Origin of the sequence: Rhodococcus sp. UFZ-B548 (assembly GCF_903819475.1) — a bacterium.
Classification (GTDB): domain Bacteria; phylum Actinomycetota; class Actinomycetes; order Mycobacteriales; family Mycobacteriaceae; genus Rhodococcus_F; species Rhodococcus_F erythropolis.
On record NZ_CAIJDS010000011.1, the window covers coordinates 99,441 to 123,325 of the forward strand.

Consider the following 23,885-nt stretch of genomic DNA (forward strand, 5'->3'; position numbering starts at 1 on the left):
GGCATCACTTCTTCGAGGTGTTCAGGGTAATCGCGGCGTGAACGAGTGCCTTGAACGCCTTTTCGTCGACGGCTTCACCTTCGTGAAAATCGATCGCCCGTCTCGTATTGCCCTCGAGGCTGGAGTTGAAGAGACCTGAGGCGTCGTCGAGTGATGCGCCTTTGGCAAAAGTCACCTTCACTGCACTCTTGTAAGTCTCACCGGTACAGATCATTCCAGCGTGGTACCACACGGGAACTCCTCGCCACTTCCATTCCTCCACCACATCCGGATCCACCTCTTTGATCAGAGTTCGTATCCGGGAGAGCATCTCGCCCCGCCAGTCTCCGAGTTCCTCGATTCGCTGGTCGATCAACTGAGACGGGGAATCTGCGCCTTGCTTTTCGGAATCACGCTTCGCCATCGCTTCGTCACTTCCTGCTCGTTGCCGCCGATCTCCGGTGAGTCGAGTATCCCCTCCTGCACCAACATTCACTCAGCGAATCACTGACGCATCACGACGTCTCGGCAAGCGCGATTTCTTGGAATTCGGACAAAGTGAGACGGACGTCCAGTATTCTCTGGGTACTAAGTCCCGATTCTTCGGCCCGGAGGACTGCATCGTAGTGTGGAATCGCCCGCTCGCCCATTCAGTCGCTGCGGCTGCCGGATCGGTTCTTCTCGCCGCCGCAGTCGTCGGCGTTCACACTGTTCCGGCGGCGGCGCAACAGGCCCCGCGCGTCTTCGACGTACTGTGCACACCCACCGATGCAGGCCTTTCCGAGCTGTCCGGACTCACCCTCACCGCGGCCGGGATATACGCAATCGGCGACAGCGGCTCCGATGATCGAGTCGCCGAACTCGATTCGAACTGCCACGTTCAGCGCTGGATCAACGTGGGCACCCCTCGTGTCGATATCGAGGATCTCTCGTCGACTCCCGACGGCCACCTGTGGCTGGCAGACATCGGCGACAACAACGCGGTACGAACGTCGATCGGGCTGATCGAACTCGATCCGACTTCAGGTGCCGCGACCTCCTACCCCCTGGTTTATCCGGACGGGGCGCACGATGCCGAGACACTGCTGATCCAGAGCAACGGGCTTCCCGTCATCGTCACCAAGGATTACCTGGGCGCAAGCGTGGTCTACACAACCGCTGAGCGACAGCAGGTTCAGGATCCGAGGACGGCGTCGCCGACCATGTTGGCCAAGGTAGGTCAGCTCAGATTTTCTCCCACCCTCACTTCCGGTGGGCCGGTCCCCCACGCCGGAACGATGGCTGTCACCGGAGGCGCCGTGAGCAAAGACGGCACGGTGGTAGCGCTGCGCACCTACACCGATGTCTACCTCTACACAGCTCCCGACGGCGATGTCGCGAAAGCCTTGACCACCACGCCTATTCGTGTGCCCCTTCCCGACGAGCCACAAGGTGAAGCGATCGCGTTCGACGCGGCCGGTGATCTGATCAGTGGCTCCGAGGCATACCAAGGGCCGCTGCCTCCGCTCCGAATTCTTCGAGGCGCCAGTGACATCGCGCACTCGGGCGGAACCACAAGCTCTCTCGGGTCGTAGTCGATTCACGTCTCGGGAAAGCGGACAGGCGCCGCTATCATGGCCGAGTGAACAAACAACTTCGAGCAACAGTGGCGATCTCGACAGTTCTCGCGCTGGCTTCGTGCGCGAATTCTCTCGAAGGAACACCTCGACCGGATGCGTTTGTTCCGAGCGTCGACAATCCGGATCCGTCCGAATCCATCGACGGAGTTGTCACGGTCGACTACCCGGCAGCTCAACACGTACGGCCGAACGAACGTGTGGCGTACACACATTCACCGCCCTTCGGTGGTCGCCATGATTCGGTCTGGGCAAACTGCACCGGAGTTGTCTACCCGCAAGCCATTCGAACCGAGAATGCGGTCCATTCCCTCGAGCACGGGGCAGTGTGGATCACGTACAACCCCGACCTGGTCTCGAGTGAGGATCAGGCGCGCTTGGCACAGCGAGTCGAAGGCATGAGCTACACCTTGATGTCGCCGTATCCGACCCTGGATTCGCCGATCTCGCTGCAGTCCTGGGGCCGTCAACTCAAACTCGACAACGCTGAGGACGCTCGCATCGATCAATTCGTCTCGGCGCTACGAGTCAACCCGAACACGTATCCCGAAGTGGGCGCGACGTGTTCGGTGCCGATGACTAGCTTCGACCCGAACAACCCGCCGCCATTCGACCCCACCACTCCGGATCCGTCTTCTCCCGCAACAGTTCCGGAGCGGTAGCATCCCAGCAGACCCCTGTTCACAGCAGGGAGAAACTACTTGCCTCGCGACCGACGTTCCAGTTCCACTGCGCGGCGCATGGTTTCCCGCGCCCGGCTTCGGTCACCGGCATAGTCGTAGGCGCGAGCGAGTCGGAAGTTCTGCTTCCAGTTGTCCGGGTCTGCTTCCCAGTCGACCTTGATCTGAGCGAACAACTCGTCGGCAGCCGCCCGCTCGATCCGGCCCGAAGGCAATTTCGGAAGTGAAGACGCATCGACAGCGAGGCCCTCGTCGTGAATCTGCTGCGCGAGGCGTTGGTGTGTGAAGCCGGCACGAAGGGTGGCGATGACGAGCCACAGCCCCAGGAACGGCAGGATCAGCACGCCGATCCCGAGACCGATCGCGGCGCCGCCTCCGTCTTGGATGAGCTGGATTCCGCGCTGGCCGAGCAATACGAAGTACACCGCGAGCGCGATACAGATCGCAACGATCAGCGCGAGGGTGCGGGTGGTCTTGTTCATAGATCGAGGAAGGAATCGATACCGACCGTCAGGCCCGGACGCGAGCCGATCTGGCGGACGCCGAGCAGAACGCCCGGCGCGAACGAATTCCGGTCGATCGAGTCGTGGCGAATGGTCAGCGTCTCGCCCTGAGTTCCGAGAATCACTTCCTGATGCGCGACCAGTCCGGCCATCCGCACGGAGTGAACCCGGACGCCGTCGACGTCGGCGCCGCGCGCACCCTCGAGCTCGGTCGTGGTGGCGTCAGGGCTGCGTCCGACGCCTGCTTCCGCGCGAGCTTCGGCGATCATGGCGGCCGTTCGGTATGCGGTGCCCGAGGGAGCATCTGCCTTGTTGGGGTGGTGAAGTTCGATGACCTCGACGGAATCGAAGAAGCGCGCCGCGGCAGCCGAGAAACGCATCAACAACACAGCACCGATGGCGAAGTTCGGGGCGATCAGAACACCCGTTGCAGGCTGCTCGTCGAGCCAGGACTGCACAGTCGCAATCCTGGACTCGTCGAAACCGGTGGTGCCGATCACGGCGTGAATTCCGTTGGCCACGAGGAATTCCAGATTTCCCATGACGACGTCGGGGTGCGTGAAATCGACGACTACCTGAGTACGGGTGTCGACGAACGTCTCGATGCGATCACCGGTATCGACCTGAGCGACAAGTTCCAGATCGGGAGCAGCTTCCACTGCCTCGCAGATCGCTCGACCGACCTTGCCCTTGGCTCCCAGAACCCCGACCCTGATGGGTGCTGCACTCACGTCTTCCACGCTCCGTCCGATGCATTGTTTGAGGTGAAGCCTACGCAATCGTGCCGATGCGCTCACCATCAGTCGGGCAGGAGTTATGTCACCACTGGCACACTGGACGTAGTGAGCAACCGTCCGCAAGTCCGCGAAACCGGCAACCTTCGACCACTCGAGTTGGCAACGGGTGCCGTCATGGCCGGATTCACGGTCGCGTTGTCCGTCATTGCCACGGTCATCCCCATGGCCAGCGCCCTCAACCTCGTGGCCGCCGTTCCGATGGGAATTGTTGCCCAGCGCTTTCGAGTCCGCGCCGTGATGACGGCCGGCGTCTCGGCTACTGCAGTCGCTTTCGTCGCAGCGGGTTCGGGATCTGCGGCGGCGGTCGCGCTGAGCGCTCTCCTCGGCGGAATCATCGGTACGGTCAAGCGGCGCGGTCTCGGCTTCGTCTCCGCGTTGCTGTCGTCGCTTGTCATCGGACCCGCGCTGGCGTTGTTCTCCATAGTCCTTTTGCTTGTTCTCGCGCCCCTGCGCACCTTGTTGTTGACCTCGCTGGAGAACACCGCGCTTGGCGTGGCCGCAATCTTGAAGCGTGCCCCCACGCTGGTCGGCGCAGCCGAATGGATCGAGAACAGCATCGGCTCGATCATCGACTACTGGTGGTTGTGGATCGGCGTGTCGATCATCTCCGGAATCGTCCTCAGCACCGTCGTCTCCTATTTTGTCCTCGGCGCCGTCCTCGATCGATTGGCTGCACTCCCCTCGGCCGACCCGCTCCAGACAGCACCCGACGACCGTCCGATCGACCCGCTACCGGTCACTTTCGATCACGTGGGCTTCACCTATCCGGGTGCATCGACGCCGGCGCTCGTCGACGTCAACTTCACGGTCCGACGAGGAGAGTTCGTCACCGTCGTCGGCCACAACGGCTCGGGCAAGTCCACACTCACCCGGTTGCTCGCCGGTCGCGCACCGACCGTCGGGACCCTGACGAGGCCCGGGTCCGCCGGTCTCGGTCGACACGGAGGAACCGCCGTCGTCCTCCAACGTCCCGAGAGCCAGATCCTCGGAACCCGCGTCGCCGATGACGTCGTCTGGGGGCTTCCGCCCGAGTCGCATCCCGACGTCGATGCACTGCTGGCCGAGGTGGGACTCGCGGGCATGGGCATGCGCGAGACCTCAGGGCTGTCCGGCGGCGAGATGCAACGTCTGGCGGTTGCTGCCGCTCTGGCTCGTCGCCCCGCTCTGCTGATCGCGGACGAAGCCACCGCGATGGTCGATCAGGCCGGCCGGGAGGAATTGGTCTCGCTCCTCGCCGAACTGCCCCGGCGCCATCCGATGGCCGTGGTTCTGGTCACCCATCACCACGCCGACACCCGCAACTCAGATCGGGTGATTCAACTACAACGCGGACGGCAGATCGATCACCAACCCGGTTGGATGACGTCGACGTTCGCGGGTCCGCCGTCTGCGCCGTGGCCGGCCGGCACTCGAACGGTCCTCCAACTCACCGATGTCACCCACACCTACAACGACCGGACTCCGTGGTCGCGGCGCGCACTCTCGGACGTGAATCTGACCATCGGAGACGGGGACGGACTACTGGTCCTGGGCGGCAACGGTTCCGGTAAATCGACCCTGGCCTGGATCATGGCGGGCTTGATCGCACCGAGCCGGGGAACCGCGGTCTTCGACGGCAAACCCGTCTCGCGTCAGCTCGGCACTGTCGGTCTGACGTTCCAACACTCGAGGCTGCAGCTGCAACGCCGAACCGTCGCCGAAGACATCGAGGCCGCCGGTGGTCCGGAGATCGGATCGGTGCAAGTCTCCTGGGCGCTCGACGCCGTCGGACTCGACCGTCACATCGCCGGCCGCAGTATCGACGAGTTGAGCGGCGGACAGATGCGACGCGTCGTACTGGCCGGTCTCCTCGTCCGCCAACCCCGCGTACTCATCCTCGACGAACCATTGGCCGGTCTCGATCCACCCGGCCGACACGAAATCCTGAACGTACTCAGGTGGATTCGTCGGAACGGAACCGCAGTAGTCGTCATCTCCCACGATGTCGACGGCATGGATGCCGTCTGCAGCAGAACAATTCGACTGTCGCAGGGTCGCATCCTCGACCCTGCCGCCAGGAGCGCCTTGGAAGGATCGACGACGTGACAACACTTCTGCGCGAAGTCCCGACTTCATCGCCGATCCACCGATTGTGGGCCGGAACGAAGATCGTTGCCGTCGTTCTCGTCAGCATCGTGGTCGTGGCCGCGCCGTCCTGGCCGGCGATCGGCGTCGTACTGGGATTGTTGTTGCTGACCGCGGTGATCGGACGTATCCCCCCGACTGCAGTTCCCCGACCTCCGTGGTGGTTGTGGGCGCTGATCCTGCTCGGCGCGTTGATCAACCTTCCGATCGGCATCGACGCGGTGTTCATCTACCTGCAAGCTGTGACGTTCGGTCTTGTATTGCTCTGCGTCTCACTGATGTTGGCGTGGACCACGTCGATGAGCGACGTGGCGCCGGCACTGGCAACGCTCGGTAGACCGCTGCGAATATTCAAGATCCCGGTCGACGAGTGGGCCATCGCGACCGCCCTCTGCATTCGTTCACTTCCGCTGTTGATCGACGAGATGCTCACCCTGGTAGCGGCGCGACGACTGCGCCCGAAAGCTGTGGTGAACAGCGCGGCCGACAATTCGATAGTCGACCTGATCACCACAACCATGTCCGTGGCAATTCGGCGGTCTGCCGAAATGGGCGAAGCAATCTCCGCTCGCGGGGGCACTGGACTGATTGCGGCGTATCCCAAGCGCCCTCAGCTCGCCGACCTGTTCGCACTGACCGTCGTCATCGCCGCGTGCGTCAGTGCCGTTGCTTTGACGATAGTTCTGCGCTGATCGGGTCATCGCTGACAGAATTTGCCTGGGCGATGATCGCAGAACCCATCCAGCGCCGTAGGTATCGCCGCAGTTCCTCATCGCTCCGCGGTGGGTCGCCAGGCGCGAGGAAAAACGACTGCATCGTCCGCAGGACGTATTCGACCAGTTCCTGAAGTGACGCGTCGTCGTAGCCGTAATGCACCCAGTCCACGTCGAAGCGGTTGATCATCGCCATTCCGAAGGCTTGCGCCTCCTGCGAGGTCAGACCCTCCGGGTGCAGACTCGTATTCGTGCTTGTGAGAAGGATGCCGAGATGCGGTGTTCGGTGGACCTGAGTCAGTGTGTAGAGAACACCCTCGGTCATCGCCTCGACGGGATCTTCGATGCCGCTCACGTGTGTGGTGAGTCGATCGAGGTAGCCGTCGACCGACGCGATCGCCGCTGCCCGCATCAGAGCGTCGGCGCTGGGGAAGTATCGATACACGGTCTGCCGGATCACGCCCAGTGACTCCGCGACGTCGCCGATGCTGATTTCCGAACTCGTCCGTCCGATCAGCTCGACTGCGGCCTCGACAATTCGACGTGACGCATCTTCGTCGTTGTCCGGTGGATTGCCGCCCCACCCACGCCTTCGTGCCACTGCCCACTTCCTCGCTCGAACGAGGCTCGAACCATGTCTTTGCGCTCGAAGTCCAAGAGCCACAGGCTAACACAGGCAGGTTTTGCATCTGCGTCCCTCGAATTCACGTTCGTCATCGAAAGTGAACATACAACTGCACACCAATATGTATGATTACTGCCACAAGTGGCTTCGAGTGCCAGAGCGGCCACCTGACCAGCCCCTCCGAAAGACGAGGTTCGACAAGTGACCAACCTTCAGCCCCGAAAGATGGATTTCGGATTCGAGGATCATGACGTTCCCTTCCTGTGGAACCCGGAGAATCCGGCCTGGTCGAGCATGTCCAACGCGGTCTCGTTCCTGGCCATCGGTTTCGAGAAAATGATCGTGAAGATGATCATGCAAACCAAGTCGCGGATCAGCGATCCGGAGGTCGCCGAGGAAGCCGTGGCATTCATGCGTCAAGAAGGCCACCACTCGACCGCCCACCGCCAACATGTGAAAGCTCTGATCAGGCGATACCCCGGACTGCAGAACACACTCGACGCCGTGATCGGTGAATTCGATCTGCTCACCGAGGCGACCTCGTTGAACTACCGGCTCGCGTACACCGCAGATCTGGAGGCGACCTTCACACCGGTGTTCAAACTGATGCTCGACAACGAGGCGACCTTGTTCCGTCCGGGAGACGACCGCGTCGCGTCACTGTTCATCTGGCACTTCGTCGAGGAGGTCGAGCATCGCAGCTCGGCACTGATCATCTTCAATTCCGTTGTCGGAAGCGAGCTTTACCGGATGCGAATGGCGCCGTCGATCTTCGCGCACGTCATGAAGGTGATTCGCATCGCCTGTGCAGGGTTCAACCAGCACGTTCCACTCTCCGAACGGCAAGTCGACTCACTGTCGATGTTCGCCATGCACCGCACCAAGCAGAAGATTCTGACGTCGTTTGCGCCCTACCTGACCAAGGGCACCATGCCCCGCGCCTTCGATCACCTACAACTCGGCGAACAACTCGTCGCGCTCGGCGGTGTCTTCCGCAGCCAGATGCCCAATCACAACCCGGACCACGAGAAGCTCCCCGCACTGGCCGACCAGTGGTTCAAGCGTTACGACGACGGCTACGACTGCACACGCTGGTACACCGCTGAATCTCAGGCACAAGAGTCGATCACGTCAGGGGCCAACTGATGGCAGAGCACTGCTCCCCCACGTTTGCCCAACTGGCAACAGAACTCGGTTTCTCCTGTCAGGAAGCAGGTGGACTCGTCGAGTTCCGTAACCCGGCGGCCCTCGAGAACTGGACCCTGCCCGTACTCGAATGGACGATCATCGTCGGCTCGGTACTCGCACTGGTCTTGGCGATCGTGCGACTGCGCCGCAACGGCGACCCCACCAACCTGGTCCTTTGGTTCGGCGCCACCGCCTACCTGTTCATCATCGAGCCTCCGCTGTACTTCCCGGCAGCCTTCGGCATCGAAGAACAAGTGGACACGATGTTCGCGCACAACGTGTTCACCGTCGACTTCATGTGGGGTCGACTGCCGCTGTACATCATTGCCATCTACCCGCTCATGGCGACATTGGCCTTCGAAATAGTCAGAATGCTCGGCGTTTTCCGCAAATACGGTCCCCTGCTGGGTGCAGTCTGCGTCGGCTTCGTCCACCATGCGTTCTACGAAATCTTCGATCACCTCGGACCCCAGTTGCGGTGGTGGGAGTGGTCGACGTCGAACCCGATCAACCAACCCATGTTCGACGCGGTTCCACTCCCCAGCGTGGTCGTCTTCGCCGCTCTGTGGCCGATGTCGTTGGCATTCTGCGTCCAGTACTTCGTCGGACGGCACGTCGATGCCGGCAAGCACTTCTCCGGGCTTCAGTTGGTTTGGCGCACCATCGTGATCGGCCTGCTGGCATCGCTGGGCACGTTCATTCTCCCGCTCCCGGCGACGGTCTTCGGGATGGGCAGTGACACCGTTCGTGGGTTCCTCTATGCGGCGGAACTCGCCGTCCTCACAGTGGTCGCGATCGTGGTTCTCGTCCGCCAGTGGAGAAACCTGCGCTCGGCAGAATCGAACGCTCCTGCACACACCAACAGGTTCGTCCAGATTTACAGCGTGGTGTACCTGGTTGTCATGGCCGTACTGTGGGCGAGTGCGCTTCCGGACTTCTTCGACGCAGTCGAAGGTTCCACCAGCGCTGGAGATCCCATCGGGAACCTGTGGTACACACTGGCGTGCTTCGTCATCGCAATCCTGTGTGTGAGCGCAACTTTCACCATTCCGAAGAGGAACTCCGTCGTCGACGACGACGCTGAACTTCTCGGGGCAAACTCAACGACTCCGGCCAGCTAGGTCGACCGGGACGAGACCTCTCGGGTCTCGTCCCGGTTTGTCGGTATCCCGAGACAACGGCGTCACGGGACGCGGTGAGTCCACGCTTCGGTGCTGAACTTCGTGTCCACCAGCTTGCGCGCCTGCTCCAACTCCGAGTCCGTGTAGTCGCTGTCACGGGTGTCGTACTGGCCGCGGAAGTGCTGCGCAAACGACTCCAGGATCGCTGCACGCGTCATTCCGGTTTGAGAACGCAGCGGATCGACCCGCTTGGCTGCGCTCTTGGTTCCCTTGTCCGACATCTTCTCTCGCCCGATTCGCAGCACCTGCGTCATCTTCTCCGCATCGATGTCGTAGGCCATGGTCACGTGATGGAGCACGGTGCCGGACGCGAATCGCTTCTGAGCGGCGCCGGCTATCTTGCCCTTGTCCGAGGCGATGTCGTTGAGCGGCACGTACCGAGCGTTGATACCCACCTCGGCCAGCGCTCCCATCACCCACTGATCGAGAAACGCGTAGGACTGCTCGAAACTCAAACCTTCGACCAACGACGCCGGTACTGCCAACGAGTACGTGATGCAGTTGCCAGGTTCCATGAACATCGCGCCGCCACCGGAGATTCGGCGCACCACGCCGATGCCGTGCCGCTCAGCAGCCTCGGAGTCGACCTCGTTACGCACGGATTGGAACGATCCGATCACGACCAAGGGCGAGTCCCAGTCCCAGAATCGCAGTGTCGGCGGACGCTCACCCGATGCCACCTCACGCGCGATGACCTCGTCCAGCGCGACGTGCATCGCTGGGTCCAGAACCACCGGTGGGATGAGGTCGAACGTGTGATCCGCCCAACTCGTGGCGTGACCGAGTGCGCGCCGGATCGCAATACCGACCGACTGCGGCGTGAAGCCGATCATCGAGACGGACTCGTCGAGCGCACTGGAGATAGCTTGTGCCAACTGTTCTGCATCCGAGTCGGCTGGCATTCCGCGCAACGCCGCGTTGATGTCGTCGAGCGCACTGTCGGGCTCGAGGAAGAAGTCCCCCGAGACTGCGACTTCGGCCAGCCGACCGTCCGCCACCTCGACGTCGACCGCGACCAGTTTTCCACCAGGAACCTTGTACTCTCCACGCATTCGTCCAGCCTATCCCTGTGCGATTCTCTGCGGTGAGCGCCGTCGAAGATCACACCGCGCGCGCAGTGCGCATCGGTTCGGCCGGAAGGGTGATCAGGCTCTCACACCTGTAAACCGCTGTGCGGCTCCATGATCGCGCGGCGAGGACAGCAGGTGTCGGCCCCCGCCTTGACACGTGCTTCTTCCGACAGGCGAGATGATCGCTGGGGTGGGAGGATTACCGCAACGAGCCAACTCTCTGGCGAGTGACAACGGAGGTAGACATGAAGGTCCCGGCGTTCCACTCGACGGTTCCTTCGGATCTCGACGTCTATCACGACAACGAAAGCTGCATTTTGGCCGCGCGCATCGCAGTACCCCATCGTGCCCCCGGGGTCGACGGCCGACCGTGGTGCACTGCCTGCGCGTCTTTGGACTGACGAGCGACCACCAGCTCACTCACACCCATGTCGCCGATTCGGGGACAACTCCATGGGCCAGAGCGTTCGCATCGATGACAGCGCGGAGCCACGCGGTCAGACCGGCCTCGACCGTCTCGTAGAACAGCGCGTCGTAGAACTCGGAGAATCCCGGATCGGCCACGTACATCCGCCCCAGACACACCTGCATCGAATGTGTGCAGTCGAAGTAGACCCCGATCGACGCTCGGTGGCGTTCTGCCAGCGAATTCGCCTCGGCGCTTCCCGGTTCGACACCCGCGCGGCACGCCAACGCCAGATCTTCGTTGAGCGTCTCGACGCAGTCGGTGATCTTCTGCCAATCCTCAGCGGTCCTACCCGCCGACCGTTCCGCGTGCTGCGCCCACTGCGCACTGTCACCCCAACGCTCGTGCGCCTCCGGCCCCCATGACGGCTGCCAGTGTCGGCCGAAGATCGACACCTGCTCGTCTGCCGGCAACAGCACACCGGACTTCCTGGCATCGATGATGCGATCCAAGGACTCGCCCCGTTGCTCCAAGTCGGCAATCCGTTGTCGCAACTCGGCGCGCTGCCCGCGCAGTGTTTCATCCACGTGGGCTGCCGGCGATTCGAGCAATATCCCGATCTCGTCGAGCGACAAGCCCACGTCGCGGTAGACAAGTACGCGACCAATTCGGCCGAGGTCGGCGTCGGTGTACAGCCGGTAGCCACCGTCACTGCGCCCGGACGGGCACACCAAACCGATTGCGTCCCAATGATGAAGGGTACGTACAGTTATGCCCAGCCGAGATGCGGCAGCACCGACGGTAAGAGCACTGTCTGCCTCGTCTCCGAAGAGTTGGTCCGTCACGGCATCCAGTTTGACAGACGCGGTGCGCGAGACCACCGCGTCAGACTTCTGTTCAGTCGTCGGGTCCGTCAATTCCCATACCTCGCAGATGCTCGGCCTCGGCACTGTTCGGGTCGTACGGACGAGCGGCCGTCATGATCACACGCGCGTTCTCCGGTGTCACGATCTCCAACTCCAGTGAATTCCACGGCTTCAGGTCTGGACCGCTGGTGCATCCGGGCCGCAATTCCTCACACGCCTTTGCTATCTGGTCGATCTGACTCAGCACACACGCAAAGCTCACGCTGATGGACGGTGGTGAATCTGCTCGCTCGCCGGGCACGAGCAGAACGTCTTGAAATGCCCAGCGCCGCAGATGCGTCAGTCGATCAGGCACCGAAAAGAGGTCGAAGAACCCGAGCCCGCGGATCCAGAAGTCTGCCGATTCGGCCAGATCCGAAGTCGGAACAGACACGAACATCGGCATACCGTAGAGACCTCGGAACTGTTCCGGAGGCACGGCATCTGTCGTAGGGACAGGGACGGGGCTGACGTCGAATGCAGGGTAGGTGTCGGTCATGAAGTCATCGTGAGCCCTCACGCTACGTCAGGGTCAAATCTTGTGAACTCCGATCACAAAACACAGTGACCGGAAAACACAGTGATCAGAAATCGAGAAGCACCGAGCCCGCAAGCCTCATAGGTTTGTCGAAACGACGCTCACGCCGACAAACTGGAGGTAGCCGACCATGGCACAGACGGATCCAACACCGAGAGATCCCATCGGGAATCACTGCGAACCGAAGTCCGGCGGTCCCGGCGCACTGTCACGGTGGATGCAGCGGAACGCGAACGCCCGCACGAATCGCAAGATTCGGCGCGGGAAAGGCACGTTCATGGGAATGGACGTCCTCATCCTGCACACGGTAGGCCGACGCAGCGGGCAACCCCGAGAGACTCCGCTGATGCACCTGTCCGACGGCAGGGGCGGTCTGTTGATCGTGGCTTCGGGCGGCGGCGGTCGAAACCCGGACTGGCACTCGAATGTGGTGGCGCATCCCGATCGAGTGTCTATCGAGATGCCCGGCCGAAATGTCGTACCAGTCACAGCTCACGAACTCGAAGGCGACGATCGCGAGCATGCGTGGCACCAAGTGGCCACCAAGTGGCCACCGCCCAGCCCCGAATCGCCAAGTACCAGAGCAAGTCCGATCGCAAGTACCCGCTGATTCGGCTCACCGTGATGTGAGTGGTGGTGTGAGCCGAATCAGATTGCGCGATTACACCTCGCCGGCGATTACACCTCGCCGGCGAATACACCGCCGTCTGCGAATACACGTTGGGCAAAGCGTTCGCCGATGAGACGATGCGTTGCAGCGTCCGGATGGAGCTGATCGGGAAGCGGCAACTCTTCGTTCTCCGCGGCACCGTAGAGATCACACCCGTCGATGTAATGCAGATTAGGATCATCGACTGACCGCTGGGTTACGATGCGCGCCAACTCTTCCCGAATCGAGCGCAGCGTCAGCTTCCCGGATGCCCGCTCGGCGGGATCTCCGGTGGCAACGAATCGCATTTCGCCTCTGGCAAGAGCGTCGAAGTCGAAGGCACCAGGCCCCGGTGTGTCCTCGTGGATCGGGCAATAGACGGGCGAAACGACCAACAGCGGAGCCACTGGATGACCGTCGCGAACCGTGTCGAGGAAGCCGTGCATTGCAGATGTGAAGGCCCGTAGGCGCATCACGTCTGCGTTGACCAGATTGATGCCCATCTTGATGCTGATCAGGTCAGCAGAAGTGTCGCGCATCGCGCGGGCGGTGTACTGGTCCAGCAGAGCACTGCCACTGAACCCGAGGTTGATCAGATCCACGCCGCCGACGGAGGCTGCAAGAGCAGGCCAAGTGCCGGAGGGACTTTCAGCGCCGGATCCTTGACTGATCGAGCTTCCGTGATGGAGCCACACGCGGCGCTTCGTATCAACCGCGAGTTCGAGTGGCGCGTCGGTTCGCAATGCGACAAGTTCGGTGGTCTCGTTGTGTGGCAACCAGATCTCGACGGTCTTGGATCGCGCGGGCAGCTCCGCGAAACGGATGATACTGACAGGTCCGGACTGCCTCTGAGCGGTACCGGTAGCCATGTCGATCGTCACCGTATTGCCGCCCGTAGCGCTTGCTTGCCCGGCCAGTTCGCCGTCGACGAGCAGGTCGTACACCCCTTGCGGCCTCGGCGGAGCGCCGGTGTAGATCATTTTCGTGGGCAGAGTATCGAGTTCGATGCTCGTGGCGCTGGTTCGGAATACAAGCCGCACCCCGGACGGTTGTGATTGCGCCATTGCCATCTGCCCGTCAGCGAATTGCGTGCGAGCCTTGGCAGGTAGGCGGTGCGTCAGCACACCGCGTTCGGTCCGTTCGATTTCGAGGGCTCCGCGCACGATGTCCTCGGAAATTTCGGTAGTAATCCAGCTGCTCTGGCTGTGCATTTCATTCACCTGAAAATCGTTTACGGAAGTTTGCTACTGCCGATAGTAATTTGCCTATACTCTTTAGGCAAATGGTTTACCCTCCCGACGAACAGGACCGATTGACATGCCTCGCGCAGGACTCACAGCCGACCGCCTCGCGATGGCGGGCGCGGAATTGGCCGACGAGGTCGGCTTCGAGCACGTGACCGTATCGGCAGTCGCCAGGCAGTTCGACGTCAAAGTCGCAAGCCTGTACTCCCACGTGAAGAGTTCGAACGACCTCAAAACCAGAATCGCGTTGCTCGCTTTGGAGGAGATGGCAGACCAGGCTGCCGACGCCGTGGCCGGTCGGTCCGGCCGCGACGCTTTGACCGCCTTCGCGAACGTCTATCGCGACTACGCGAAGGCACACCCCGGCCGGTACGCCGCGTCACAGATGCGCCTCACCCCGGAGGACGCAGCAGCGAGCGCGGGCTTCAGACACTCGCAGATGATGCGATCGATTCTGCGCGGATACAACCTCACCGACCTCGACCAGACTCACGCAGTTCGGTTGCTAGGCAGCGTTTTCCATGGATATGCCAGCCTGGAGTTAGGTGGATCGTTCAGCCACAGTGCACCGGACAGCGCCGAAAGCTGGTCCAGGATCCTCGAGGCTCTCGATTCGATGCTGACCAATTGGCCAGCGTCGAGTGCATGATCAGGCGTGCTTCTTGTGAGCAAAGTTCCTGCGCCACTTGGTGTTGGCATGCGGCCTGATGATGGAGACCGCAACCTCGAGCCCACCGCAGGAGCAGCGCCACACAATTGCGCGTTCCCGTAATCATTGGTCGCGCTGGAACAGCAGAGGGTTCGAGTGGGCAATAAGTCGAGGTGTGGGGCTGCGCTTAGAGGAGAAGCTTGGCACGCAGAGAGTCGATAGTGCCCTGGTCGACGCCGAGGCCCTCCCGTACGTAAGTATCCATACCACCGTAGAGCCGGTCCACCTGGGCGTACGCCGCATCGAGCCACGACAGGTCCACCGCGTCGTCCCGGCCCAGGTACGTGTTCGACGCCATGAAGTCGGCACTGATGACCTCACGCGGGACACCGAGGATGGTCAGCAGGATCGCGGTACCCCAACCGGTGCGATCCTTCCCTGCGCTGCAGTGGTAGACGGTTGCGCCGTCGGAGTTGTTCGCGATCGCCGTCAGCAGATCATGGAAGGCGACATCGGAGCCACGGTAGTTGACCATGAACGGGTAGCCGATGCTCTGGCCGATGTTCGAGGTTCCGTTGACCGCGCCGTCGATCAACGCGCGACCGAGGGTCAGGGGAACGAACTCGTGGAACGCGATGCCATGGTCGATGCTGACGACGTCGGCGACCTGGTAGGTGACCCCGGCGGGGATCCGATCGGGATCCTCCGTGCGTTCGGAGGTGTTACGCAGATCGACGTCGAGGGTCAGGTTCGCGGCGGTGAGTTTGGCCAGATCAGTCTCATTGAGCGAGCTGAGCTTGTTGGAACGGAACACCAGGCCTGTCCGGACGGTCCTGCCGTCGGTAGTCCGATAGCCGCCGATGTCGCGGAAGTTCCGCGCCTCGTCGAGCCTGATCTCGGCCGCGGACGGCGGTGGGATCTCCGGCAGCGGCGGTTGCTCCCCGGACGATCCGAACTGGCTCGAACCCGATTGCGGGTCGCCGCTCGAGGCGGAGGCGAGTGCGGGGCCAGTCAAGGCCGCCACCACGGTAAACAGCGCAGTGAGGGCGATTCCGAAAGAATGCGCCCCTCGGCGGCGCGTGTAAGCAGTCGTCATCGTCGTCCTCTTCACTCGCTGTGCTGGACGACCCCGCGCCCCCGCAAACTCACGTGCGAGATTACAAGGGTGGCGCGCTCCTCGTCCCGACTTTGCCCCAGAAACCGGACATTTGTTCAGGTGTCCGAATTGCCCGCTCCTGCCACTCCTACACCCTCGGCACACTGAACCGCGCCCGTGCTTGTCACGCGGGGTTGGAGTCGAGTCGATTCCGAAGCCAAGCACCCATATCGAGCGCAGCGCGCCGGGCAACAGGCGTTGGATGGTTTGTAAATCCATGCGGGACAACAGGATAGAGACGCAAGTCGACGTCGTTACCGGCCGCCGACAGCCGCGCCACCATGGAGAGGTTCTCAGCCAGAACCACGTCTTCTGACCCGACCACCACGAGGGTAGGCGGCAGGCCGCTGAGGTCGCCGAATGTCGGAGAAATATCCGGGAGAGTGCGATCATCGACATGCCCGACATAGGCTTCGATGAAGTATTCGTCGCTGATGGTGCGGCCCGCGGGAGTCTGAGCACTGACGTCGTACGTGCCCGCTTCCAGCACGGCACCCGAAAACGACTTGGCCAGACCTCGATCACGAAGGCGCAGCAATGTCGTCGTCACCAAGGTTGCTCCCGCCGACATGCCACCGATGGCAAGCCTGGTTGTCCCGAACCGTTCGGCAGCGACATCAAGTAGCCACAAAGCGACTGCCTCACAATCGTCCGGCGCTGCCGGCCAAGGGAATTCCGGCGCAAGCCGGTAATCGACGGTAACCACTGCCACCCCGACCGCGTCGGCAAGTCTCGTACTTCGGGCGTCAGCGCTGGCCGCTGAACTCATGTAGAAACCACCACCCGGAAGATACAGATAGACCCCGTTGACAACGCCGTCTTTCGGCGTGACTACGCGCACTGAAACGGATCGACCCTCGATGTCGAGTGTGTGTTCAACAGCCCGGGTCGCCGTGGGCTCAACCACCCTGGATGCTCGCGCCACAAGCAGTTCCTGCAGCGAACTCGGACCGACACCGGCAAGCCGCGGCGCATAGAACGCTCGGGTGATCGCCACATCGTCGCCGGGTAGTTGTTCGACCAGATCAGTCAGTGCAAGCTTCACAAATGCTCCCTCGGGTCGCGACTTGTCGACAATTCTCGCACCCCGTACAGCAGCCTCGAGCCGGGGCATTCCAGGCAATGAAGACGTGACGGGTATGTGCGAATCGCGCCGCAATAAGGCGTTCTCACGCTACCCTCATCTCTGAATTGGACGTTTGTCTAGAAAGGTCGACGGATGCGTGCGCTGTTGCTTGCCACCCTTGCAATCCTGGCTATCCAGATTGCAGCCCCGGCGGCAAACGCTTCACCTCCGGATCCGGGCTGGACTCTCCCCCAACTGACCGTCGCAGATCGAACGATCAAGGACGTCGACGGACGAACGGTGTTGCTCCGCGGCGTGAACGCCAACGGTCTCAATGACTACGCAACCAACGGCACCGGTCTACCCACCGTTACGCCGCTGGGAAGAACGGACTTCGCGCAGATGGCCGCGCTGGGCTTCAACGTTGTCCGACTCAACGTCGCGTGGTCCCTCCTCGAACCGACCCGCGGTGCATTCGACGCTGCGTATGTCGACCGGATTCGAGGCGCAGTCCAGAACGCGAAAGACCACGGCATCTACACCGTTCTCGACATGCATCAGGACGCATGGGGCCCGTACGTCGGCACCCCGAGCGACCAGTCGTGCCCGTCTTTCATGGAGCCGGGAGTCGGCTGGGACGGCGCACCGGAGTGGGCAACCCTGACCGGCGGATGGACGACCTGCAATATCGCTGGACTCCGGGAAGCCGCACCGGCGATCGCCCATGCCTTCCAGGCGTTTTACGACGACGAGCAAGGAATCCAGAGTCGCCTCGTGGCTACGTGGGCGCGGTTGGCCGCCGAGTTCAAAGACGAACCGGCGGTGGCCGGATACGACCTGTTGAACGAACCGAATCCCGGCCTGCGCGATCCATTCACCGCCGCTGATCAGATCGGGCAGTTCTACAAGCGGGCCACCGACGCCATCAGACAGGCCGAATCAGGCGGATTTCCGCACCTCGTGTTCTTCGAGCCCAGCGCGATCTGGTCGGCATTCGGCTTCGACGCGCTGCCCCCACGCCAGTACCTGACCGATCCTCTGGTGGTCTTCTCGCCACATCTCTACAGCGAATCGATAACAGTCAGTGCCGAATTCCCCGGAATCGAAGACGGGTTCAAGATCGCCGACCGCGCTGCCGCCTGGTACGACGCCCCGTTGTGGACGGGTGAATGGGGTTGGTTCGGGGATGCCGGCGAGCAGGGAGCAGACGTCGACCGCTTCGTCGACGCCACCGACAAGTACCGGATGGGCGGCGCGTGGTGGTCGTGGACACAAGCGTGCGGTGACCCCCACCCGGTTCGCGACGGCAATACCCACCAGCCACAGGGAAATCTGAATCGCATCGACTGCCCGTCCGGTGAATCACTCGGGCTCGTAGAGGGATTCGCCGCGCCACTCTCGCGTGCTTATCCGCGAGCAGCGCCCGGCACACTGACGGAGTTGTCGCGCAACGGGTTTACCGGGACGGGTACCGGACAGGTCGAAGCCTGGTACCCCGGCACCGACCGGCCACAGCTCGAGACCACGAATCTCTCCGACGTCCGACTGTCCCCGCTAGAGGGCGGCTGGCAACTGATCAGCCACGCCGATGGCGACTACGCGGTGAACTTGGCCTGATAGGACACCCACCTCGGCGGTCCGCGTTCACACCACGTGAAAGAGGGCTTATCAGAAGATTCCGCCGATTCCTTTGCCGATCAGAACAACTCCGACGACCAAGATCAACACGCTCATTACCGTGGTGTTGTTGTCTTGGAGCCAGACCTTGAGCTTGGCCAACGGCTCGCGCAGACGATCAGCAGACACCAGGTATCCGATGACCGGGATCGCGACCGTTGAACTGGCGATGATCGTGAAGACAAGGACAGAGGCGATCACTCCACTGGTCGCCAGCGACGCCGAGCCGATCGACACTCCCGCCGCGATGCACATCAGCAGATTCTTCGGGTTGATCGCGGCGAGCGCGAATCCTAGGCCCAACCCCTTGACCGCGGTCATCTCGTCGATGGCTTGCATCCACTTCGGTGTTTCGTGTTCGCCGCTGCGCCCTCGCCACTGCTTGACCCCGAAGGCCAACAGGAGGACACCGAGAGCGAGTTTGATCCACGATACCGTGGCAGACGGTCCATTGTCCGAGGTGCTGAGGGCACTGGACAGGGTGACAAAAAGAACTGTGGCAATGAAGATTCCGAGCAGCCAACCCAACGCGAACCCGATGCTGGTGCTACCCGCGCGCTTGGAGAGCAACATCAAGATCGTGGCGATGACGGCTACCGGAGACACGGCGACACCGACAGCTATGGGGAGGAGATCTCCGATAACGGAACCCATGTCAAAACTCGTTTCTCATCGGGACGCAGTCGATACCGCTGCGCGCCAATCCTGACACTCTGTGCGCCTACATCGTTCGTGCCTCATTCGAAAGGGATGAGCGCCCGAACGCCGGACCTCCGTCTCGCCCCGTCAATTCGTCTGAGCTTGTTGGAATGCAGCGGCAACACCACCGACGTCTCCCCCGACTTGGAACACGCCCCTAGGCAGGTCGGGAAACACTGCATCGCTGACGGCGACGACAAACAGAAGTCGGCGATCGTCGGGGGTGATCATGTAACCCGACAACGCTTGAAGAGTGACTATCAACCTGCCGGTGTCAGATTCGACGTCGGCGGATGTTCCCGTCTTACCGATGACCTTCCCCTTTGCCGGACTGTCGGTTCCCACGCCCGACAACGAGCCTCGCTCACCGAGTACGGGTTGACCTGCCCAGAACGTATCGGCCCATGGCTGCTGGTCCACCCAGTCGAGCCACTGGAGGACGGCTGTGGGCGTCGATTGTGACGGGTCTCCACCCTGGCCGTCCATGACCACCAGGTCGGATGCTGCAATACCTGCCTTCTCGGCGAGTGCCCGCACGGTGGGAAGACCGTCGCTGCACGACGACGATCCTGTCGCTACTGCCAACAGACACAAGAAAGTGTTCGCGCCCGTGTTGTAGCTTGTCGCGAGAATCATCCCTCCCGACTCCGAAATTGGTGCCGATTGCAGGCTCGCAACTTGTCGACTTCCTGAATATGTCCGATCGACAGGCAGGGCAGCCGTGCTGTTCGTACGAGATACCGATGCAACCTCGATTCCATTGCGTCGCAGTGCTTCTACGAACAGCTGACGCGCCCACGTCGACGCGTCGGTAATGCGATAGACAGTCAGTGATGTCTTTCCAGCCGGTACCGACCCGGTTACGTTGATCTGGGTGAGATCGGACGGATCGGCCGCAACCTTCAGAGTCGAGTCGCTACCTTCCTCACCCGTGGTGACCTGAGCATCGACGCGGAACAGGCCGTTACCGGGAAGCATGTCGATGGCGGCGGGCTCACCTACCGCACCCGGACTCGCCTGGATATCGACGAGGTTGTCGTTGACGAAAATCGACGGGACCAGGCCTTCGACTGTCGAGTATGTGTCCCACAGACGAGGGTCCACCAGAACGTCGCCGTTTACCCGAGTGATGCCGGCGTCGGCCACTTGTCGTGCGAGATCGTTCAGGCCTGCCAGCGGATCACCGGGCGCGAGAACGGCTCCTGGCAGGGCATCGGCGTAGACGTGGTCGATGCCGTCGGTGGCGAAATCGAATCGGCCTTGTGCGGCGTTGCGCCCACCGAGCGCGAGGTCACCGGAGCCGACCAGCACCAGATCACCGGTAAGGGTGCCCTCGACGGGGAGAGAAGTGGCATAAACGGGGGTGGTGACAGTGTGGTCTACACCAAGGGTGTCGTAGGCGGTGCCGACGGTGAAATGTTTGGTCTGGGAAGCCAAAAACATAGAGCTATCAGCATTGTTGCTGTAAATCACCTCGTCGGTGGCGGGGTCGACCAAGAGATAGGACCACCGAGCCATGGCGTACGGATCGGTGGCCATGATGCGGGCTGCCTCCTCGGGAACCTGTTGCGCCGGAGCCGATGCGGAATCGGAATTCGACGGCTTCGCCGAACATGCGGTGAGGACTACTCCGACGCTGATCAACGCAGCGACGGCGCGAACTGATGTGGTGTGCGGCATGGACGCTCCTGAGGATGCATGACTGATTTGTCGTAATTTACTGCAAAGTGCAGCATGCAGAGTGCAGTATCGCTTAAAGTCCCTCTATGAACCCTTTTGGGAAGTCGACGTCCTTTCACAACGTCAAGACCAGCAAAGTGGCTGTGGCCTGCATCGCTACGGCATTGCTGCTCTCAGCCTGTTCGTCCGCAACCGATTCCGAGTCCCCCTCGTCGTCCCCGCCGACCTCCGCCGGGTCTGCGGACGGCGCCGTCTTGTCTTTCGACAGCGCCGCAATGGATTCCGTCGTCTCCGAGAAGGCAGAAGAGTTCCGTGAGATCGCAATGGTGGTCATGATCACGACGCCGACGCAGAAGTACGTCAATACATGGGGTTCGGTCAGGGAAGGCGTGAACGAGCCTCCCACTCTGGACACCAAGGTTCGCGTGGGCTCGAACACCAAGACCTGGACCGGTACGGCCATCCTGCAGTTGGTCGACGAAGGCAAGGTTGCGGTAACCGATCCGGTCAGCAAGTTCCGCCCAGATGTCCCCAACGGCGACAACATCACCATCGGCGACCTACTCGACATGCGTAGCGGCCTGTACAACTACACCGAAACCCTCGAACTCAACCGGGCGCTCGACGAGCAACCGGAGCGAGTGTGGACACCCGAGGAACTGCTGGCAATGGGGCTGAGCCAGCCGCCGTATTTCGCGCCCGACACCGGTTATCACTACTCCAACACCAATACCGTTCTCCTCGGCTTGATCGCCGAGCAGCTGGACGGCAAGCCGATTCAGCAGATCTTCGCGGACCGATTCTTCGGGCCACTCGCACTCGCAGGGACGTCGTTTCCTGCGAACACCGACACCAGCATCCCGACTCCGTTTGCAGACGGCTACACCTACAGTGGCAACGTCGAAACGCTCGGCGAAGGCAAAGAGGCTCTCCCACAATCTCGCCTCGACGCGATCGCCGCAGGCACCGAAAAACCGACCAACACCACTAGGCACAATCCCTCGTGGACATGGTCTGCAGGTCAGGGAATTTCGACTGCAAACGACATGGCGACATGGGTCAAAGCTCTGGGAACCGGTTCGCTCCTGAGTCCCGCCACACAAGAGTTGCGTTTGAACAGTGTGCAACCCACAGATGGCGAAGGATCCGCAGGATACGGATACGGTATCGCTCAAATGGGTCCGATGTACGGCCACATCGGCGAACTGCCCGGCTACAACTCGTTCATGGGGTACGACCCGGTCAACGACGTAACCTTGGTGGTGTGGGGAAATCTGGCACCCACGGCCGATGGTTTCGCCCCGGCCTCTGCCGTCGCTGCAGCGCTCGTCCCCTTCATCTACGGCAAGCCCGCTCAGGACACATCCGACGACATCGCCGACACCGAGGATGCAAACGGTGAAGGGAAGTAGCACTTGTAGGCTCGGATGTAACCGCGGAACGAAGGGAGCCATGTGGCTCAGCGTGATCTCACACCTACCTCGTACATGATCCTGGGACTGCTGACGGTCAAGGACTGGTCGGCATACGAGATCGCCGAACAGGTCGGACGCGGGGTCGCCGAGTTGTGGCCCAGCGCAGACCGACAGCGATACAACGCCCCCAAAATACTGCTTGAACGCGGTCTGGTCACGGCGAGCACGGTAACGAAAGGCACTCAGCGCTCGCGCACGGTCTACTCCATCACCGACGAAGGTCGCACAGCGCTGAGTGACTGGCTCGCCACCCAGGCCACACCCCCCGCCTTGCAGTTCGAAGGCATGATCCGCGTGATCTTCGCCAACCAAGGCACGATTGCCGACCTGCGGACCAACCTGACCACCATACGCGAACAGGCAACTCGGTCCCGAAGTCTGTTCGTCTCACACGCACAACGGATTTCGGCCCCCGAAGCCGGCACACTCCCCCAGCAGAATCATCTGATGGCACTGGCCAACCGGTTCATGATCGGCCACTTCAACCACATCGCAGAATGGGCCGACTGGGCGCTGGAAGAAACTGCTGACTGGCCCGACACAGTGCAACCGGCAACAACCCACCGAAAGCGCACCGTCTCCACCCTCGCTCACTCGATAGACGATGGAAGTAGCTAGATCCCCCTCGAAAGCCATCGGACGCCGGTCCGACACCTTCTCGAAACCAGTTCGATCAGCGATCTGGAAGAGAACAGTCCGACGGACGCGGACCGCGGACGAACGATCAGAGAAGCGGGACCCGCAAAGTCCGGTGACGAACGAGGATTCCAAGTGCACGGCCGGGAAAGATGTCGACAGCCGGCGGAGGCAGCACTGAACGACATTGAATCTGGAGTAATTTCTCCTCGGAGTGGTTGGTTCACGGGTAGAAGGCGATCTCGATGAGGCTTCCGTCGGGTTCGCGACAATAGTGCGAGACCATCTCGCCGAGGGCACCCAGTTTGGTCACGGGCCCGTCGAGCACCTCGACCCCACAGTTCTCCAGGTGCTCACGGACAGTTCCGGGTGACGCAAGAGTGATGAAGCACAAATCCTCGGAACCTGCCGTCTCGACGACGCCGGTGGTCCAGGCCGGGTCTTGCTCCGCCGATCCGAGAGGCCTCGGATTGATCTTCTGATCTCCGAACTTCAGTGCAGTGCGTACCGTGGGGCCGAATATCTCGATCGTCATTCCGAATACCTTCGCGTACCACTGGGCGGTGGCGTCGACGTCACCCCGCCGCCGATTGAAACGCGAAACGGCACCGAATCGCCGGTCAAGCGAC

Annotated in this window: 23 protein-coding genes and 2 pseudogenes; 12 read left to right on the forward strand and 13 right to left on the reverse strand. The window is 61.7% G+C overall.

The genetic code is table 11. The features are described 5' to 3' along the window. Window positions 1–4: 4 nt before the first annotated feature. Entirely contained in the window at window positions 5–403 is a 399-nt protein-coding gene (locus H7C86_RS12580) for a DUF1801 domain-containing protein (RefSeq protein ID WP_133729341.1), read from the reverse strand. A gap of 202 nt (window positions 404–605) precedes the next feature. Here H7C86_RS12580 and H7C86_RS12585 point away from each other — a divergent pair, with 202 nt between their 5' ends. Next, the gene (locus H7C86_RS12585; RefSeq protein ID WP_259349097.1) at window positions 606–1,553 is read left to right on the forward strand and encodes a hypothetical protein; all 948 of its coding nucleotides are present in this window, start codon (window positions 606–608) and stop codon (window positions 1,551–1,553) included. Window positions 1,554–1,600: 47 nt separating this feature from the next. Beyond that, window positions 1,601–2,257 (forward strand): DUF3105 domain-containing protein, encoded by a 657-nt coding sequence (locus H7C86_RS12590; protein WP_019748146.1) that lies wholly within the window; start codon window positions 1,601–1,603, stop codon window positions 2,255–2,257. 35 nt (window positions 2,258–2,292) lie between these two features. Here the strand turns inward: H7C86_RS12590 and H7C86_RS12595 are convergent, their stop codons facing one another. Further along, window positions 2,293–2,757, reverse strand: a complete 465-nt coding sequence (locus tag H7C86_RS12595; protein ID WP_020907483.1) for a hypothetical protein — start codon at window positions 2,755–2,757, stop codon at window positions 2,293–2,295. Then, complete coding sequence (dapB, locus tag H7C86_RS12600) at window positions 2,754–3,518, reverse strand: 4-hydroxy-tetrahydrodipicolinate reductase (protein ID WP_182261624.1); 765 nt, start codon at window positions 3,516–3,518, stop codon at window positions 2,754–2,756. The genes H7C86_RS12595 and dapB overlap by 4 nt, the downstream gene beginning before the upstream one ends. A gap of 102 nt (window positions 3,519–3,620) precedes the next feature. Between dapB and H7C86_RS12605 the strand changes: the two genes are divergently transcribed. After that, window positions 3,621–5,660, forward strand: coding sequence for an ATP-binding cassette domain-containing protein (locus tag H7C86_RS12605; RefSeq protein ID WP_182261625.1), 2,040 nt, complete (start codon window positions 3,621–3,623; stop codon window positions 5,658–5,660). Next, a complete protein-coding gene (locus H7C86_RS12610; protein ID WP_020907480.1) occupies window positions 5,657–6,391 on the forward strand; it encodes an energy-coupling factor transporter transmembrane protein EcfT in 735 nt (244 codons plus the stop codon). Before H7C86_RS12605 ends, H7C86_RS12610 begins: the two co-directional genes overlap by 4 nt. On the opposite strand, the gene H7C86_RS12615 is transcribed toward H7C86_RS12610, so the two are convergent. Further along, window positions 6,357–7,013 (reverse strand): TetR/AcrR family transcriptional regulator, encoded by a 657-nt coding sequence (locus H7C86_RS12615; RefSeq protein ID WP_092764471.1) that lies wholly within the window; start codon window positions 7,011–7,013, stop codon window positions 6,357–6,359. The two genes, H7C86_RS12610 and H7C86_RS12615, sit on opposite strands and share 35 nt — an antisense overlap. Window positions 7,014–7,238: 225 nt before the next feature. Here H7C86_RS12615 and H7C86_RS12620 point away from each other — a divergent pair, with 225 nt between their 5' ends. Both H7C86_RS12620 and H7C86_RS12625 read left to right on the forward strand, forming a co-directional pair. Continuing rightward, window positions 7,239–8,183 carry a metal-dependent hydrolase gene (locus H7C86_RS12620; RefSeq protein ID WP_029255210.1) on the forward strand — a complete coding sequence of 315 codons (945 nt, stop codon included), beginning with the start codon at window positions 7,239–7,241 and terminating at the stop codon, window positions 8,181–8,183. Continuing rightward, a complete protein-coding gene (locus tag H7C86_RS12625; RefSeq protein ID WP_019748139.1) occupies window positions 8,183–9,346 on the forward strand; it encodes a hypothetical protein in 1,164 nt (387 codons plus the stop codon). Before H7C86_RS12620 ends, H7C86_RS12625 begins: the two co-directional genes overlap by 1 nt. Before the next feature lie 62 nt (window positions 9,347–9,408). On the opposite strand, the gene H7C86_RS12630 is transcribed toward H7C86_RS12625, so the two are convergent. Continuing rightward, a complete protein-coding gene (locus H7C86_RS12630; RefSeq protein ID WP_097387438.1) occupies window positions 9,409–10,458 on the reverse strand; it encodes a biotin/lipoate A/B protein ligase family protein in 1,050 nt (349 codons plus the stop codon). A 245-nt stretch (window positions 10,459–10,703) separates the two neighbouring features. Between H7C86_RS12630 and H7C86_RS12635 the strand changes: the two genes are divergently transcribed. Beyond that, on the forward strand, window positions 10,704–10,877 hold the full coding sequence (locus H7C86_RS12635) for a hypothetical protein (protein WP_153211278.1): 174 nt from the start codon (window positions 10,704–10,706) through the stop codon (window positions 10,875–10,877). 19 nt (window positions 10,878–10,896) lie between these two features. Here H7C86_RS12635 and H7C86_RS12640 read toward each other — a convergent pair whose 3' ends face one another. After that, window positions 10,897–11,727 (reverse strand): MerR family transcriptional regulator, encoded by an 831-nt coding sequence (locus H7C86_RS12640; RefSeq protein WP_182261626.1) that lies wholly within the window; start codon window positions 11,725–11,727, stop codon window positions 10,897–10,899. Between the two features lie 52 nt (window positions 11,728–11,779). Further along, the gene (locus H7C86_RS12645; protein WP_019748135.1) at window positions 11,780–12,286 is read right to left on the reverse strand and encodes a glyoxalase/bleomycin resistance/dioxygenase family protein; all 507 of its coding nucleotides are present in this window, start codon (window positions 12,284–12,286) and stop codon (window positions 11,780–11,782) included. Between the two features lie 169 nt (window positions 12,287–12,455). On the opposite strand from H7C86_RS12645, the pseudogene H7C86_RS12650 reads away from it, so the two are divergent. Next, a pseudogene (locus tag H7C86_RS12650) lies at window positions 12,456–12,955 on the forward strand (nitroreductase family deazaflavin-dependent oxidoreductase). Window positions 12,956–13,003: 48 nt separating this feature from the next. Here the strand turns inward: H7C86_RS12650 and H7C86_RS12655 are convergent. Further along, window positions 13,004–14,185: a GDSL-type esterase/lipase family protein gene (locus H7C86_RS12655; RefSeq protein WP_070385285.1), complete on the reverse strand. Its 1,182-nt coding sequence runs from the start codon at window positions 14,183–14,185 to the stop codon at window positions 13,004–13,006. 106 nt (window positions 14,186–14,291) lie between these two features. On the opposite strand from H7C86_RS12655, the gene H7C86_RS12660 reads away from it, so the two are divergent. Beyond that, the gene (locus tag H7C86_RS12660; RefSeq protein WP_070797186.1) at window positions 14,292–14,867 is read left to right on the forward strand and encodes a TetR/AcrR family transcriptional regulator; all 576 of its coding nucleotides are present in this window, start codon (window positions 14,292–14,294) and stop codon (window positions 14,865–14,867) included. A gap of 187 nt (window positions 14,868–15,054) precedes the next feature. Here H7C86_RS12660 and H7C86_RS12665 read toward each other — a convergent pair whose 3' ends face one another. Both H7C86_RS12665 and H7C86_RS12670 read right to left on the reverse strand, forming a co-directional pair. Continuing rightward, window positions 15,055–15,963 carry a tyrosine-protein phosphatase gene (locus tag H7C86_RS12665; RefSeq protein WP_042951711.1) on the reverse strand — a complete coding sequence of 303 codons (909 nt, stop codon included), beginning with the start codon at window positions 15,961–15,963 and terminating at the stop codon, window positions 15,055–15,057. Window positions 15,964–16,147: 184 nt separating this feature from the next. Further along, a complete protein-coding gene (locus tag H7C86_RS12670; protein ID WP_182261627.1) occupies window positions 16,148–17,068 on the reverse strand; it encodes an alpha/beta hydrolase in 921 nt (306 codons plus the stop codon). 174 nt (window positions 17,069–17,242) lie between these two features. Between H7C86_RS12670 and H7C86_RS12675 the strand changes: the two genes are divergently transcribed. After that, window positions 17,243–18,706 carry a glycoside hydrolase family 5 protein gene (locus H7C86_RS12675; RefSeq protein WP_182261628.1) on the forward strand — a complete coding sequence of 488 codons (1,464 nt, stop codon included), beginning with the start codon at window positions 17,243–17,245 and terminating at the stop codon, window positions 18,704–18,706. Between the two features lie 51 nt (window positions 18,707–18,757). Here H7C86_RS12675 and H7C86_RS12680 read toward each other — a convergent pair whose 3' ends face one another. Then, the gene (locus tag H7C86_RS12680) at window positions 18,758–19,420 is read right to left on the reverse strand and encodes a GAP family protein (protein WP_019748097.1); all 663 of its coding nucleotides are present in this window, start codon (window positions 19,418–19,420) and stop codon (window positions 18,758–18,760) included. A 132-nt stretch (window positions 19,421–19,552) separates the two neighbouring features. Continuing rightward, window positions 19,553–21,145, reverse strand: coding sequence for a D-alanyl-D-alanine carboxypeptidase/D-alanyl-D-alanine-endopeptidase (locus H7C86_RS12685; RefSeq protein ID WP_182261629.1), 1,593 nt, complete (start codon window positions 21,143–21,145; stop codon window positions 19,553–19,555). Window positions 21,146–21,231: 86 nt separating this feature from the next. On the opposite strand from H7C86_RS12685, the gene H7C86_RS12690 reads away from it, so the two are divergent. Continuing rightward, window positions 21,232–22,557, forward strand: a complete 1,326-nt coding sequence (locus H7C86_RS12690; protein ID WP_031333274.1) for a serine hydrolase — start codon at window positions 21,232–21,234, stop codon at window positions 22,555–22,557. 42 nt (window positions 22,558–22,599) lie between these two features. Beyond that, window positions 22,600–23,238, forward strand: a complete 639-nt coding sequence (locus tag H7C86_RS12695; protein WP_182261630.1) for a PadR family transcriptional regulator — start codon at window positions 22,600–22,602, stop codon at window positions 23,236–23,238. Between the two features lie 241 nt (window positions 23,239–23,479). Here the strand turns inward: H7C86_RS12695 and H7C86_RS12700 are convergent. Further along, a pseudogene (locus H7C86_RS12700) lies at window positions 23,480–23,842 on the reverse strand (VOC family protein); the annotation flags it as partial. Window positions 23,843–23,885 lie beyond the last annotated feature (43 nt).